Raw genomic sequence first — 15,101 nt, 5'->3', positions numbered from 1 at the left:
TTCATCCTTTGCCGTAGTAAAGGCATGGACATCTAAACTTCATTATACAATCTTTTTCACGTAATTTGCAAAAATCCGGCTATATATTTGCACGATTATTTCTGTATCGAATTTATGACAGAAGGTTCAGCGTGATCCCGGTAAGTCGGGACGGTTCTGCGCAATCGGACTTTAAACTGCGTGCCCATTCCCTCCACCGAGTCTACGGCAATCGTACCGTGATGACGCTCCACTATACTTTGACATAAGGCCAGCCCCAAACCTGTACCTTTCGTTTTGGTGGTGTAAAAAGGTTGGAACAGCTTTTCAAGCTGTTTTTGCGGAATTCCCGGACCTGTGTCCTTTACTTCGAGTTCCACGAAATCCCCTTCCTCATGAGTCGAAATGGTCAACACCCCCTTTTCTCCCATAGCTTCCATCGCATTACGTGATAAATTAAGCAGCAACTGCTTCATTTCCTTAGGGTTCAAATGCAGCATCGTCACATGCTCCTCCAGCTTTAGCTCAATCGTCTGCCCCCTCAGATTCGCATCTGCCCACAATAAAGGCGTCAGTTCGCGAATAATATCATGCAGATGACATTGCTCCTTCTCGACAATCCGATTCTGGGCCAGTGAAAGGAAATCGTTAATAATTCCGTTCGCCCGGTCAAGTTCCTCCATCACAATACGGTAGTAATGGTTGAGAGATTCTGGACTTTTCTCACGCATAAGCTGTAAAAAACCACGCACAACCGCCATCGGATTACGTATTTCATGAGTAATGCCCGCTGCCATCTGTCCGACCAGACTGAGCCTCTCGAAATTGCCTAGCTCACTGCGCAGCGTCTCCAGCTCTGTAATATCTTGCAAGGCGATAATGACGCCTGTCGTTTGGTTTACGTGTTTATCCCGAATAGGAAGGAAACTTGAGAAGAATACTTTGGGAGTAACATTTATAAAATCAGCACCCGCCTCTCCTTGCAACGCTTTTGCAACTCGTTCGTTAACCACAGGCAAAGCGCTAAAACCATATAACGAGGTCAATGGACGGCCTACCACCTCAGGCAGTGTAATGTAGGGATCGAAGTCCTGGTAGAGTTCCAGCATCGTTTTGTTCATATGTATAACTCGTTCTTCGCTGTCCAGAGTAACAAGAGATAACGGCATCAAATCCATAACTTGACGCAGCTTATCCACTTCAATTAAGTATTTGCTCGTAAATTCAGTCACATCACGCCGCAGCGCCAGCTTCTCAAAGGCATTATGCATCAGACTCACGACCGTAAAACTTGCCAGCACACCTGCACCAATATTCCAGAACGTTGTAAGTAAGTCAGGAATGTATACCGAAATATCCTGTTTGCCCCACAGTAGCGGAAATATCGCCTTAAACAGCATATCAGCCACAACATATGCGGAGATTAGGAGTTTTTTGTCCACCAAGGTTCCTCTTTGAAAAAACTTGACATGCAGCAGCATAAAAGGAAAAAGAATAAAACCCGTACCCACATACATCGGGGACATTTCTGTCGACTGGGCTATAATCAGGACACCCATCAGTGCGGAAGCGGCGAGCACGAAGGCAGTGCGACGTCTACCGTACATGATGCCAACAGCAAGGGGAATAATACCGAGATTGGAAGGTAGACCATACGGAGACTGATATTGAAAGAGTGTACATAGCAATATGGCTGGCAAGCAACACAGATACAGTATTCCTTGATTGGGTCCAGGAAGCAGATTGCCGCCCCAAACCTTTTTCTTATCCCCATAATCCGTTAATATAGAGAAAAAACCCGCCGATATAACGGCAAGGAGAACTTGGAGCACACTTTCCTTCAACGCAATTAACAAGGACTTCTCCCCCTCATCATCTTTCCTTGACGCCGTTAGTTGAATTAAAGCACAGGCTACAATATATTACAATATATGTGTTAAAATCCCGGTGTAGAACGACAAAATCTGCTAAATACTAGATGTATATAACAGGAACGTTTTTACGCGTTTTAAATTCCTGCAAATTGAAATATATACGTGTTTACTGTGCTCTAAGGCTATCCGAAGCGACGGTATTACGATATGATGAAAAATCGGTTACACCATTCTGAATTTTTTGAAAATTTGTCGACGAAAAGGAAGAGGTTTATGACTTACGACGTTATTGTGATCGGAGGCGGCTCAGCCGGATTAATGGCTGCTGCCGCTGCCAGCGGTGAGGGCGCCAAGGTGCTTTTGCTTGAAAAAGGAAATAAGCTCGGGCGAAAGCTGGGGATCTCTGGTGGAGGCCGTTGCAATGTCACGAATGCCAAAGAGCTGGACGAACTCATTCGGCACATTCCCGGCAATGGCCGTTTTCTGCACAGTGCACTGGCGGCTTTCGGCAATCGGGATATCATCGCCTTTTTTGAACAGCTGGGTATAGCCTTAAAGGAAGAAGACAATGGGCGTATGTTTCCAGTGACGGACAAAGCCAAAACAGTTGTCGATGCTTTGATCAACAAGGTACGCTCTCAAGGAGTCGAGATTCGGACAAGCTGTCCTGTTCAAGAGGTTATTTACAATGAAGGCCATACGGCTGGGGTGCGGCTGCGTTCCGGTGAAATCCTACATAGCCGTAATGTCATTGTAGCCGTTGGCGGCAAATCCGTCCCGCATACAGGCTCGGAAGGTGACGGCTATGCATGGGCAGAACAAGCAGGGCATACGATTACGGAACTGTACCCAACAGAGGTGCCGTTGACCTCAGGCGAGACGTTCATCCAGACGAAAGAGCTTCAGGGACTATCCTTACGCGATATCAGTCTGACCGTATGGAATGCGAAGCAAAAGAAAGTTGTCGTCCATGAAGGAGATATGATTTTTACACATTTCGGTCTATCTGGCCCAACTGCTTTGCGGTGCAGTCAGTTTGTCGTCAAGGGAATGAAAAAGGATAAGGTAAACACGGTGTTGTTGACTCTGGATTTACAGCCTCACAAACATGCCGATGAAGTCTACCGTGAGACGCTGGAATTGGCATCGGTCGATGCTAAAAAAGCGATCAAAAATGTGCTTAAGCCTTATTTACCGGAACGCTTGATTCCATTGTTGCTCCAGCAAGCCGAACTGCGTGAGGATTTGACCTATGATCATATTCCCAAGCAGCAATGGCAAGAACTTGCTCATCACATTAAGGCGTTTCCAATCCGTGTGAACGGTACGCTCTCTCTAAAGGAAGCATTTGTTACCGGGGGCGGTGTGAATTTGAAGGAAATTAATCCGAAAACGATGGAGTCCAAGCTGATGCCTGGATTGTTCTTCTGCGGTGAGATTCTCGATATTCACGGTTACACAGGTGGTTATAATATTACAGCGGCGTTTACGACAGGGCATACAGCAGGAACCCAAGCGGCTAATAACGAGATGCTGTAGGAGTGGGAGGCACTACGCGTAGGCTTTGATCTTACGATCGCTGTTGCTTCTCCAGATTCAAATCCTCCGCTGCGCTGCAAACCGCCATTACATCCGCATTCTTATAGGAAAAGTAGGAAGGAAATCAAAAAGACTTAAATCAGTCATATTGCTGATTTAAGTCTTTTTTTGAGTAATCGCGTATTGAACAAGCTCTATCTTGTTTTGACATTTGCCGCTATTCTATACCTCAATAATGATAGGTAAAATCATGGGTCTTCTCTTCGTCTGACTGTAAATAAACCGGCCAACATCATCTTTTAACATCTGCTTAATCAGTCCCCACTGACTCATTTCAATTTCTGTTAACTCGTTCACTGTGGACATAATCGTGTCGTGGATCTGACTCATGAGCTCTTCGGAATCCTTAACATATACAAAGCCTCTTGAAATGACCTCTGGCGTTGCGAGCATTTGTTTCTCATTTTTGCTCAACGTCATCACAATAATCAGCATTCCGTCTGAAGAAAGCTTTTTACGGTCTCGTAGTACAATATTACCTACGTCCCCTGTTACCAACCCGTCTACCAAGCTATTGCCGGCTGATACTTTGGGCCCCAGGGATGCTCTTCCCTCTTCGATTTGAACAGTGTCACCGTTATGGACGATAAATACATTCTCCATCGGAATCCCCACAGACTCCGCTAGCTGACGATGCTGATACAACATCCTGAATTCACCGTGTATGGGAATCAAATACTCAGGTTTCATCAGGGTCATCATTAATTTTAATTCTTCCTGGCTGCCATGACCGGATACGTGCATTCCCGTGGAGCTGCCTGATCCATAAATAACCTGGGCACCCAGCACATACAAATTATCAATGACCTGGGAAAGGTTTCGCTCATTCCCCGGTATGGCTCCCGCAGCAATGATGACCGTATCACCAGGCAAAATTTCGATTTTGGGATGCAGGGAATTGGCTAAACGTGACAATGCGGCCATCGGCTCTCCCTGACTTCCGGTACATAAAACTGCAATTTCTTCTGCGGGGAACCGCTCTGTTTCCCCCGGCTCAATCAACAAATCCTCAGGCATATGCAAGAAGCCCAGCTCCTTCGCCACCGAAACCACATTTACCATACTGCGTCCGAGTAAAACCAGTTTGCGACCTGTTTCCACAGCCGCGTCAATGACTTGTTGAACACGGTTCACATTAGAAGCGAACGTGGAGATAAATACCTGCTGCTTGGCTCTGGCAAATGCATCTAGAATATGCCCGCCAACCAAACGTTCTGAAGGGGTAAATCCCGGTCTTTCCGCATTTGTACTTTCGGAGAGCAGCACTTTTACCCCCTTCTTTCCTATTTCAGCCATTCGATGAAGATCGGGAAAAGGTCCGCTTACGGGAGACATATCGAATTTGAAATCCCCGGTATGGACCACATTGCCTTCCGGTGTCTGAAAAAAGACACCCAGGCAATCCGGGATACTGTGGACCGTGGTGAAAAAAGAGGCCTGAATCGTTCCCGCTTGAACGGTTGAATCTGCATCTATAAGATGAAGCTCAGCATCACGTAAAAGATTGTGCTCCCTTAACTTAATCTTAATTAATTCGATGGTGAGCTTTGTGCCAAAAACGGGCATATTAATCTGTTTCAGCAGATAGGGAATACCTCCGATGTGATCCTCATGCCCATGAGTCACAATGAGCGCTCTGACTTTATCCTGATTTTCCAGCAGATAGGTGACATCGGGCACAATAAGGTCAATACCAGGCAAGTTCTCATCAGGAAACTTGGAGCCACAATCGATAACGACAATATCCTGATCGTATTGGATGAAATACATGTTTTTCCCGATTTCATTAACACCGCCTAGAGCAGCAACGAGTAATCTATTATCAGCATGCATCAATTTTATTTCCTCCTTAGGAAAATGCTATCCATATTATTCATTTTTCACGTAAACTTATGCACAAAAAGAACCCTTGTCTCTAAAAGACAGGGGCTCTCACTTGATTTATTAGATACCCACCGCAGCCGAAATTGCAGCAAAAATAGCAGCAACTAACCACAGGATGGGGAATAGCTTGAAGATTACCTTCAGCCACTGTCCAAAGCTGATCCGGGCAATGGCCAATCCCGCCAGCAGTACTCCGCCTGTCGGTGAAATGAGATTGGTTAACCCGTTACCGAATTGGTACGCTGTGACTACTGCTTCACGATTGATACCTACAAGATCGCCAAGCGGTGCAAGTACAGGCATTGTTAGTGCTGCTTCCCCCGAAGAAGATGGGACCAGGAAAGTAATAATATTGTGTGCAACCAACATAATGGTAGTGAACAAGTAACTTGGCAATCCTTCCAGAATGCTTGCGAGTGCATTCAATACGGTATCGATGATCATACCCTGCTCGGCGATAATCAGAATTCCGCGGGCGAGACCTATGATCACTGCAGCGTAGATGAATTCTCCACACCCTTTTACAAAATTCTCAGCTATTTCCTTCTGGCTCATTTTAGTAACTACCCCGACAAAAAGACCGAGTGCGAAGAAAAGGGCGCCGATTTCAGTCATATACCAGCCTTTGGCCAAAATTCCCCAGACAATGGCTCCAAGCGTTACAATAAATCCACCTATAATTAATTTGTCCCGAAACGTGAAGACGACGTCCTCACCTGTATTTTCTTTTATAAACTGCTCGCGATTTATAATATCACTCTGAAAAACAATGGATTTCTCCGGATTTCTCTTAACCCGGTGCGCATACCACATTGTAAAGGCAATAGAAATCATAGTAAATACAAGCCATTCAATAAATCTCAGCCAGAGCTGAGGATTCCCCTCCACCCCTGCGATCCCCTGGGCAATCAATACTGAAAAAGGATTAACAGTCGAACCAACATAGCCAATTTGCGTTCCCAGAAATAGAATGAGAATAGCAGTCATAGAATCGAAGCCTAGGGCAAACATTAATGGAATAAAAATCGCATAAAGCGGAATAATTTCTTCGCTCATCCCAAAGGTAGAGCCTCCGAGACTGAATATAACCATGGCAATTGGAATAAGCAGAATCCCCTTATTTTTCAGCCGTCTGGCAAGAGCTGTCAGGGCACGGTCAATGGCTCCCGTCTGCAGTATAATCCCGAAGGAGCCGCCCACAATAAGGACAAAAGAGACGACATCGGCGGCATTGATAATCCCCTCAATAGGAGCGCTTAGGATTTGGGGGAGTCCTTGTCTTAAATCACCGTTCTCACCCGTTTTGGGCACAGTGTGATAGGTTCCCGAAACGATCGCGGTTTTGGTCACACCGTTCACTGTAACTTCATGCCGGTCAAATTGTCCGCTGGGTACAATCCATGTCAATGCGGCGACTGTAATAATAATCAAAAATATTAAGGTATAGCTATGGGGCAAGGATAATTTCCATTTCTTTTTCTCGATGTTCATGTTTATCCCTCATTCCAAGAATGGTTATAAGTAACCTTCCCTCCCATAATGGTCAGTATCACTTGGGCATCCCTGATATCACCAGCGGATGCATTAAGAAGGTTGCGGTCAAAAACGGCGATGTCAGCATATTTTCCAGCCTCCAGCGTGCCTGTGACCTCTTCCATATAACAATGTCTGGCTCCATTAATGGTCCATGCTTTTAAAACTTCGGATGGCGGCATCCCACGATCGGGATACCAGCCTCCAGCAGGTGATCCGTCCGGAAATAACCGATGAGAAGCTGAGTACAGTGAATCAGGAACACTTGTGATAAATAAAGGCAGATCAGTCCCAATGGTTATTGGCACGTTAGCCTCCAGCATAGATTTATAATTATAAAATCGGTTTTCATTACCTTTGCCTACCACAACAGGCATATAGGCCTCTTCATAGGTTGGATTCAGTAGCAGGATTTGGGCGTAGACTTCGGCAAAAATTTCGTTTTTGCCCATTCTGATCAAATCATCTGGATGAGGATACTCTAGATCACTGATAGAATGTCTGATAAGGTTATTACCTTGTTGTTCGCGGCATTTTTCAATCATGGATACCGCTTGGCGAATCGCAGCATCACCTTCTGCAGTTAGGCAGCATTTGATACCTTGGCTGTCCGCTTCCAGCACAGAGGCTTCAATTTTTTCGTAATCAACCGTCCTCAAATTCGTGACTTCAGGCATATCTGCGTACGGTTCCAGCATGTCCCCCGTATGATCTGCTACGACGCCGTCAAGCATCAGCTTGTATCCTTGGAAACGAATAAGGTCCCCATTATAAAGTGCTTTATACTTCATACCGGTGGCAATATCCAACGGTTCAACAACGGGTTCAAGTGAGAAATGAAATCGGAGCGGCAGTTCTCCTGTTTCTTTCAATTCTTCTAGAATCGGCAGCAGCTCGCTATGCCGGTCAAAGCCAATATCTTTTATGGAGGTAACTCCTCGTGCAGCTAGTATGCGGCAAAACTCCATAAACTCTTGTTTGACAAGGCTGTGATCCTTCATCATAGCTTGGAGCAGCAAAGCGCGTGCCTCAGCACTGCATTGATCCGGCAAAAATTGATATTTCTCCTGAGCCAGTCGGTTCATCCAGCAGTAGCTTTTATTTAGGTTAATGGCAATTACCGCCCGATCAGGGAACAGCTCGTCCAACAAGCTTTGCTCAGGCAGCTTGCCCCAACCTTCCTCGCTCCAGCCGTAAGCGGTTACATCTTTCCCTGGCGGAAGGTTGTTTGCCGCTTGTAGCATGGATTCCATTGCTTCTTCAATAGAGGCTGCATGAGTCAAATCCACGCCCCGATGCATCGACATATATCCGGTAAAAAATACATGGTTGTCATGAACTCCTGGCATGATAAAAGCATCGCCCAAATCACAGACAACCGTTCCCGCTCCTATCCAAGCTTGTGCCTCCTCGGGACGCCCCACTGCTGCAATACATTCTCCTCGCAGTGCAATAAACCCCGGCGAGGATTCATTTTCTAAGCCATTAAAAATAGCATTTGACAGTAAAACTTTGTCCGCTAAAGTGTCATTCTTCCCTTGCACAATTTCACCCCCTCATTATTCATCCGTCCCACTACATAACGTAATATAACGTTATAATATAGCTTCTGCTTCTCTTATAGAGTGGAAGCAGAAGCTGCGCCGTACCTGAATACATTTACATAACAGGCAACGGATTTATATTGAGAATTGATAACGATCTCCAATGATGTACTGTTTACCTACATGAACGGGGCCTCCATGCTGATCATAAATAATCGTATGCATGTAGAACAACGCCTGTCCGATGGCCGTCTCCAGCAGCTTTGCCTGGTATTCATCCGCCAAAGCGATTTGTAATATCGTCTCTCCTGGTTGGTTAGGATCAATGCTGTATTTATGACGCAACAGTTCGTATACAGAGCCCTCCAACTGTTCTTCCATTAGAAAAGAAAATCGGTCATAAGGATACAAATTATTCTCCAGCATTAGTGGTCGATCACCGGCGTATCTTTTGCGCTGAATATATAACACTTTTTCTCCTTGTGGCAGCTGCAACTGATGTGCAATTTCCTCATCTGCTTCTATGATTTCACGTTCTGTGACCACACTGTGTGAAGATAGGCCGTTGGATTTGCAGGCAGCCGTAAAGCTGATGACATGTTCAATCTTCCGCCCAATTTTGGGTACATTGACAAAGGTACCTTTTCCTTGACGTTTGGTCAGATAACCTTCATGAACCAATTCGGCAATGGCTTTTCTTACGGTAATTCGACTTACATTGTAGGTCTCGCTTAGCTCGGTTTCGGTCGGTATACGGCTTCCCTGCGTAAATGTTCCATTATGAATAGCCGTTTTGACCGCTTTTTGTAATTGAATATATAATGGCTCTGCTTGGTCCGAATTCAACATAATGTGCCCTCACTTGTCATATAACGTTATATTACTCCCACTTAGAGTATCAAATGTTACATATTCTTACAAGTGAAGATATTTGAACATAATTTTTTAGTAGCGGACGCCGTATCCGAAAGAACCTTCTACCAGACAGCTCTGGGCGGCAACCCTCGTGCCTTCTGCCATAGCGTCCTGAATGTTGCCATTTTTCAAAAAGCTCAGTAAAAAGGCGGTTATATAAGAGTCTCCTGCCCCCATCGTATCCACAGCGTCCACGGAATCAGGCATTTGAAAATAGAACTTCGTACCATCATAGGCGATAGATCTATCTCCGCCGCGTGTGGCTACCAGAATTTGCCCCTCTTTTTTTCGATTGGAGCGGATATAGTTCTGCGTCTCTTCATCCGTCATATGGCTGCAAGAGAAGAAAGCGAAATCGGCGTACGCAATATATTTCTCCACCTGTGCATCTATGAAATCATCCGAAAAGTCAAAAGAAAGAGGGATTCCCAGCATCTTCAATTCAGGCAGCAAGTGCCCTGTATGACTGTACAAGCCGGTGTGAATAAGGTCGAACCCGCCAACATAGGCCTTGTCATCTTCACTCAGCTTCAGCGGATGGAGACGTGTAACTCCTCCCTCATTGCTGCCCAGAAATACTCTGTCTCCGTCTTCCAGGGTTACACGTGCGCAGCCGTTCTCACCGCTGTGATATCTGCACCGTGAAATGTCGATTTCCAGCTCACGGAGAATGTGTTCTACATGCTGTGCTTCGTTATCATCTCCGAATACTCCGATAAAGGCTGCATCTACTCCCGCTTTTTTGGCAAACACACTGAAATTAAGCGCATTGCCGCCAGGATACATCATGCGCAGATGAACATATTTATCTACCACATTATCGCCAATGCCTAGAACTTTCATGATGGTTTCCTCCTGTTGGTAAGTGCGCTTAGTAAGCTACTTTGCCCATATAACGGCGAGTTTCCAGTGGGTGATTGCGTACATTTGCGAGTGCTTCACGATAAACACATACAATGCTGTAAAATAAAACCGGGTTAAAAAACTCGACGACCTCGTCGGCAATAGTTCCAATTCCAAGCTCCTTTGCATCGATCACTTCCACTTTCTCGGCATATTGATTCAAGAAAGTCTGTGCCCGCTCATCCAATGCCCGTGTGCGTCCTTCGTTGATCATCAGAATAAATGGAGTTTCTTTATCCGTTACTTCAAACGGTCCGTGGAAAAATTCACCCGAATGGATTGAAGCCGCATGAAGCCATTGCATTTCCATTAGAGAGCAGATAGCAAATCCGTACGCATGTCCATAAGAAGCTCCGCTGGTCAGGATATAGAAGAGGTCTTCATTGCGATATTTGTCAGCGAATACACTGGCACGCGGTTCAACTTGTATTTTTGCCCGGTTAATAATTCCATTGATTGCTCCCAAGCCGTTCTGGAAAGCTTGATAATGCACATAGCCTTCAGCGATTTGAAGCAGCTCAACAGTAAGCTCCAAAATAATAGCCATCGGGTTATTTTTGACATCGCTCTCATCTCCCCACTCGTAGAGGAATGAATAATCAGAATAATTGAGCAGTGTCGCTTCACTATTGTGGGTTAAGCCGATGGTGTAAGCGCCTTTCTCTTTGGCTGATTTAGCAGCTGCAACCGATTCCGGCGTGTTTCCTCCATGGGAACACACGATGACTACAGCGTTTTTACCTAATCGTTTTGGCAGTGCGTGCACAAACTCATTCGCCGTATACATCCCTGCTACCAGCTTCTTTGCTTCACTATCCAGAAAATATTTTGAGGGATACATATCGACTAATGAGCCCCCGCAGGCTACTAAATACACCTCAGAAATCTCTCCGCTTGCTTGTTCATAAATCGTCTGAACCGTCTGTTGTACATTCATTTTTATCTCTCCTTTTTATATAACGTTATATAACGTATTGTTTACGAGATAAATATAAGCGCTTTCAATAAAAGTGTCAACCCCAATTATTCGATCAAATAAACTTTTTTTATAACCTGTCATTAAAAAAGCTCTAATCCTTGTGTGAACGGAATTAGAGCTCCTTTTTTAGATTTAATTCATTGATAGGTTGGTTGGCAATAACGAGGCTACTCCTACAATATACGCACAAAAAATATGGTCTTATAAATGGGTTTGTCCGAATAAACTTAAATAGACAAAATACATAACATCCAATAAAAAACAAGGAGGGAGTCACCATTAATACTTTTATCAGTTATATTTTTCTTGGTCTGTCACTTTCGGCCCCTATTGGACCGATTAATGCCGCACAGTTGGATCGGGGTATCAAGAATGGTTTTTGGCACGCCTGGTTTATTGGGCTTGGTGCAATAACCGCAGACATTATCTATATGCTGCTTGTTTATTTGGGAATGATTCACCTTCTTAATGCTCCGTTTGTCAAAGCTTTTTTATGGCTGTTTGGTTTTTTCGTACTTGTGTATACAGGTATTGAAAGCATCAAAAATGCAGGTGTGATTTCAGAATCCGAATTAAGGGGAAATGGTAATACATTAAGTAACTCATTTATGTCCGGTTTTCTAATGTCATTATTTAATCCTCTCTCCATCCTTTTTTGGCTTGGCATTTACGGATCCATACTCGCAAACGTCGCTAATACATATCCAGTACAACAGCTAATGATCTATAGCGGAGCGATTGTATTAGGCGTGTTACTCTGGGATGTGACCATGGCAGCCGCTTCAAGTATTTTCCGGCGGTTCTTAAAAACCGGATTGCTTAAAACCATCTCTTGGATGTCCGGATTATCTCTTATCGGTTTTGGCTTTTATTTTGGCGTACAAGCATTTCAATTACTTTTTTTACGCTAACGCTTAACTCACTGACAACGTTAACGAGATTCCTTTGCGTGCTTTCGGCGAACCCATTGTACAATGAGGTCACATATTGCAATTAACAAGACAAGCAGTAAGCTGATGTACACTCCCGGGCGGCTAAGTTTATGAAAAAATGATCCGACCACAGCCATAGCTATCAACAATAATCCAATCCAACGTTTAATATTGTTTGATCTGCTCGATTCCAGTAGCTTACCTGAAGACAGCAAAATAAAGCACCAATTATACAACAGCATTAAACCCGCTGCTGTAGTGATATATTCATATACTTTTCCCGGTAGCAGCAACGACATTACGATGGCTGATATTAATCCAACGGAGATCAAACTAAGTGCATAAAGGGGATATTTGCCCTTCCACTTCCGTGAAAATAATTTGGGCGCATCTCCTTCCTGTGCAAGCGTAAGCATCATAGATGTCTCTGCGTATAGGGATGCTGTCATTGTGGAGAACCCTGCAATAATAAGCACTCCATTAAATAAATGAGGCACAAAAACCAGGTGATCACTGCTAAGCGCAAGCACAAAAGGACTTTCTTTCGGGTTAAAGGCACTTAATGGCACCATAGACACAGCCAGACCAATTGAAAGCACATACACTGCAACCAGTGTAATCAGCATTACCTTGCCTGCTTTAGGTGCATCCTCCGGTTTTTGAAGCCGATTAGACATAATTCCGAGCACTTCAATACCTCCGTATGCATAAAAGGCAAAAATAAAAGATGACCACAATCCTATGCCCCCAGTCGGAAAAAATTCTTTGTAACTGATGGGGAACTTCGGATTATATTTTCCTCCTCCGATCCAGCCTGCCAAAAGAGCAACGGCCAAAACCAGAAACATAACAATAGCTGCCATCTTAATGATGGCCAGTACATTTTCAACTCGATCAAAACCCTTATTGCCAAAAAAAACAATCACAAGCCCTAAAATCCCGAAGCCTGCTGCAAATATCCACATCGGTACCTGAGGAAACCAAAAGCGTGAGAATATAGATAGCGCGGTTAGTTGGCTCCCATTGATAAGCAATTCTGAGAACCAATACACCCATCCACTGCCGAATCCTGCCCAACTTCCAAATGCTTTTTGGGCATAGGAACGGAAAGAACCCTGTTCAGGATGATCTGCCGTCATGCGCGAAAGGGCATCAAACACCACATATGTTCCCACTGCTGCAAAAAAGTATGCAATCAGCACGGCTGGACCACCTATGGAGATCGCTAAGCCAGACCCGAGGAAATATCCTGTACCAATGGTACCTGCAACGCCTAATAAACTAAGTTGCCACCATTTTAGTTTTTGATCTTTTTGCTTAACAGCTGAAGACTTGCCCATAATGAAAATCACCCTATTCCTGATATTGAGACCTAGTTCTCCGATATTATGATTGCCTTCTTCACCATATTTCATGTGGACAGCAATTCATTTCGTTATTTGTGATTTCTGGATTAGAAGTGTGACTATTTATGTAATAAAAAAGCACCAGCAAACTCGTTTAAGGTTTGCTGATGCTTTTTCTACATAAAACCAGAGACTTCATTTGGGACTAAATAGATCTTTTGTTGCGTTAATGATTAATTATCAAAATTTAGACATAGAAAGTGCCTTGTCCGCATTTTGGATATCCATTTGAATTTGCTGCTCTGGATCATAAGCATTATAGTAGCCATTGTTCTTCATATAATTAAAAATTTGTTCATGAAGATTAACAGCTTTGCTCAATTGGTCACAAAGAACATTGCGAACTTCCGAACTAGTTGACTCTGTCAGGGCAATTGCATAGCTTTTAATTCCACTTTTAGCCGAAATCAACAGGTCTGAAGCGATCACCTGATCCGTCATTCCGCCCATTCCAGTCATGTTCTGAACAATAGAATTCACGTTAATCCTCCTTTAAATTACACGAGCAGATTTTTAAGCTGTTGAATATCTTGTGTGCCACCGTTAACATCCTGCTGCAAAATGTTTTTTAAATTTGTGTCTGATACTAAAGGAATCATGGTTTGGGCTTTTGTTAGGCAAGTTGTTTTAAACGTAAGTAGCTCATGCAATTCCAATTTTTCGTGAACTCCTAATTTTTGCAAGGTCAAGACCTCCTTTCTGAAATTGTTATTCCCTGCTGTCGTTGCTATTTATGCATATCCTACAGAATTTCAATTCTGGTGAAAGCTCTAACTGAGTTTTTCCCACACAAAAAAAGCTCCTTCAAAGCCACAATAATTAATGGTCTTATAGGAGCTTTATCCTAATATGAGCTGAACAGTGAAGACTCAAATTCTAATCATGACTTTTAGGACAAAATCAGATATGGATGCTTCCAGAAAATCCATCCACTTCGTCTTCAGGTTGTTGATCAGAGCTGACGTTGTGCTCCTCCATCGTATTAGTGTACGTTTGAGAGGAGCCATTTTTATAAGCTTCGCTCCAGTCTTCGTTGATCGTGTGTGCCGGGATAATCCAATCTTCCGGGCTATAACCTGGATTATGTACACCTGTATTTCCTTGCAAACCGGGATATTGATCCGGTTTAGAGAAAAGAGTCCCTACCTCAATCATGCTTCCTTCATAGGCTTGGCAAATTTCCAATGCAGACAGCACATCCTGGTTCTCAATATGAACACTGAGACCTGTGTCACCATTTGTGCTGGCAGAGTATCCAATTTCCTTTAATGTTTCACAGGCTTGGACGGCTTGCTGCGGATCACGAAATTGAAAACGGAAAGAACCTGTATCCATGTGTTTCATCTCCTCTGAAGTAGCTTATTTGGTTAATTGGGGTTCATCAAGCTAGGTATGTTATTTTTAATATAACCAACCGGAACAGTATTTTTACATTCAAAACCTTTATTTTTCAAAAATTTACTTTAAAGCTTTGAAATTAAATAGTTAAAAAAGCAGCTACTGTGACAAATCGCATGTTTTCGCTACGTAAATCCCTTTATGCTAGTAACAAG

The 15,101-nt window shown here is 43.8% G+C and carries 13 protein-coding genes; 2 read left to right on the top strand and 11 right to left on the bottom strand.

Features of this window, described 5'->3' with window-relative positions; translation table 11 throughout:
- Positions 1–95 precede the first annotated feature (95 nt).
- Entirely contained in the window at positions 96–1,835 is a 1,740-nt protein-coding gene (locus AOU00_RS16220) for a two-component system sensor histidine kinase NtrB (RefSeq protein ID WP_069291090.1), read from the bottom strand.
- A 291-nt stretch (positions 1,836–2,126) separates the two neighbouring features.
- Here AOU00_RS16220 and AOU00_RS16215 point away from each other — a divergent pair, with 291 nt between their 5' ends.
- A complete protein-coding gene (locus tag AOU00_RS16215) occupies positions 2,127–3,392 on the top strand; it encodes a BaiN/RdsA family NAD(P)/FAD-dependent oxidoreductase (protein WP_172828291.1) in 1,266 nt (421 codons plus the stop codon).
- A 222-nt stretch (positions 3,393–3,614) separates the two neighbouring features.
- On the opposite strand, the gene AOU00_RS16210 is transcribed toward AOU00_RS16215, so the two are convergent.
- The 6 genes from AOU00_RS16210 to AOU00_RS16185 form a co-directional block, all read right to left on the bottom strand.
- Positions 3,615–5,285, bottom strand: coding sequence for a ribonuclease J (locus AOU00_RS16210; protein WP_069291088.1), 1,671 nt, complete (start codon positions 5,283–5,285; stop codon positions 3,615–3,617).
- A gap of 111 nt (positions 5,286–5,396) precedes the next feature.
- Positions 5,397–6,827: a YfcC family protein gene (locus tag AOU00_RS16205; protein ID WP_061831975.1), complete on the bottom strand. Its 1,431-nt coding sequence runs from the start codon at positions 6,825–6,827 to the stop codon at positions 5,397–5,399.
- Between the two features lie 2 nt (positions 6,828–6,829).
- On the bottom strand, positions 6,830–8,413 hold the full coding sequence (locus AOU00_RS16200; RefSeq protein WP_069291087.1) for an amidohydrolase: 1,584 nt from the start codon (positions 8,411–8,413) through the stop codon (positions 6,830–6,832).
- Between the two features lie 135 nt (positions 8,414–8,548).
- The gene (locus AOU00_RS16195; RefSeq protein WP_069291086.1) at positions 8,549–9,262 is read right to left on the bottom strand and encodes a GntR family transcriptional regulator; all 714 of its coding nucleotides are present in this window, start codon (positions 9,260–9,262) and stop codon (positions 8,549–8,551) included.
- A gap of 96 nt (positions 9,263–9,358) precedes the next feature.
- A complete protein-coding gene (locus AOU00_RS16190) occupies positions 9,359–10,171 on the bottom strand; it encodes a PfkB family carbohydrate kinase (protein WP_069291085.1) in 813 nt (270 codons plus the stop codon).
- 28 nt (positions 10,172–10,199) lie between these two features.
- Complete coding sequence (locus tag AOU00_RS16185) at positions 10,200–11,168, bottom strand: SIS domain-containing protein (protein WP_069291084.1); 969 nt, start codon at positions 11,166–11,168, stop codon at positions 10,200–10,202.
- Positions 11,169–11,488: 320 nt separating this feature from the next.
- Here AOU00_RS16185 and AOU00_RS16180 point away from each other — a divergent pair, with 320 nt between their 5' ends.
- Positions 11,489–12,121, top strand: a complete 633-nt coding sequence (locus tag AOU00_RS16180; protein ID WP_081112522.1) for a LysE family transporter — start codon at positions 11,489–11,491, stop codon at positions 12,119–12,121.
- 20 nt (positions 12,122–12,141) lie between these two features.
- On the opposite strand, the gene AOU00_RS16175 is transcribed toward AOU00_RS16180, so the two are convergent.
- The 4 genes from AOU00_RS16175 to AOU00_RS16160 form a co-directional block, all read right to left on the bottom strand.
- The gene (locus AOU00_RS16175) at positions 12,142–13,482 is read right to left on the bottom strand and encodes an amino acid permease (protein WP_069291083.1); all 1,341 of its coding nucleotides are present in this window, start codon (positions 13,480–13,482) and stop codon (positions 12,142–12,144) included.
- 246 nt (positions 13,483–13,728) lie between these two features.
- The gene (locus AOU00_RS16170; RefSeq protein ID WP_061831981.1) at positions 13,729–14,028 is read right to left on the bottom strand and encodes a spore coat protein; all 300 of its coding nucleotides are present in this window, start codon (positions 14,026–14,028) and stop codon (positions 13,729–13,731) included.
- A gap of 17 nt (positions 14,029–14,045) precedes the next feature.
- Positions 14,046–14,231, bottom strand: coding sequence for a hypothetical protein (locus tag AOU00_RS16165; protein ID WP_061831982.1), 186 nt, complete (start codon positions 14,229–14,231; stop codon positions 14,046–14,048).
- 217 nt (positions 14,232–14,448) lie between these two features.
- Positions 14,449–14,883 carry a hypothetical protein gene (locus AOU00_RS16160; RefSeq protein WP_069291081.1) on the bottom strand — a complete coding sequence of 145 codons (435 nt, stop codon included), beginning with the start codon at positions 14,881–14,883 and terminating at the stop codon, positions 14,449–14,451.
- Between the last annotated feature and the right edge of the window lie 218 nt (positions 14,884–15,101).

It is taken from the genome of Paenibacillus polymyxa (genome assembly GCF_001719045.1).
GTDB lineage: Bacteria > Bacillota > Bacilli > Paenibacillales > Paenibacillaceae > Paenibacillus > Paenibacillus polymyxa_B.
The sequence above is the reverse complement of the archived record's forward strand: the minus strand, read 5'-3'. Positions and strand labels throughout refer to the sequence as shown.

Coding starts and splice junctions, on each gene's coding strand:
- AOU00_RS16215 (WP_172828291.1), top strand. CDS start 2,127: ATGACTTACGACGTTATTGTGATCGGAGGCGGCTCAGCCGGATTAATG.
- AOU00_RS16175 (WP_069291083.1), bottom strand. CDS start 13,482: ATGGGCAAGTCTTCAGCTGTTAAGCAAAAAGATCAAAAACTAAAATGG.
- AOU00_RS16210 (WP_069291088.1), bottom strand. CDS start 5,285: ATGCATGCTGATAATAGATTACTCGTTGCTGCTCTAGGCGGTGTTAAT.
- AOU00_RS16205 (WP_061831975.1), bottom strand. CDS start 6,827: ATGAACATCGAGAAAAAGAAATGGAAATTATCCTTGCCCCATAGCTAT.
- AOU00_RS16195 (WP_069291086.1), bottom strand. CDS start 9,262: ATGTTGAATTCGGACCAAGCAGAGCCATTATATATTCAATTACAAAAA.
- AOU00_RS16190 (WP_069291085.1), bottom strand. CDS start 10,171: ATGAAAGTTCTAGGCATTGGCGATAATGTGGTAGATAAATATGTTCAT.
- AOU00_RS16160 (WP_069291081.1), bottom strand. CDS start 14,883: ATGGATACAGGTTCTTTCCGTTTTCAATTTCGTGATCCGCAGCAAGCC.
- AOU00_RS16185 (WP_069291084.1), bottom strand. CDS start 11,168: ATGAATGTACAACAGACGGTTCAGACGATTTATGAACAAGCAAGCGGA.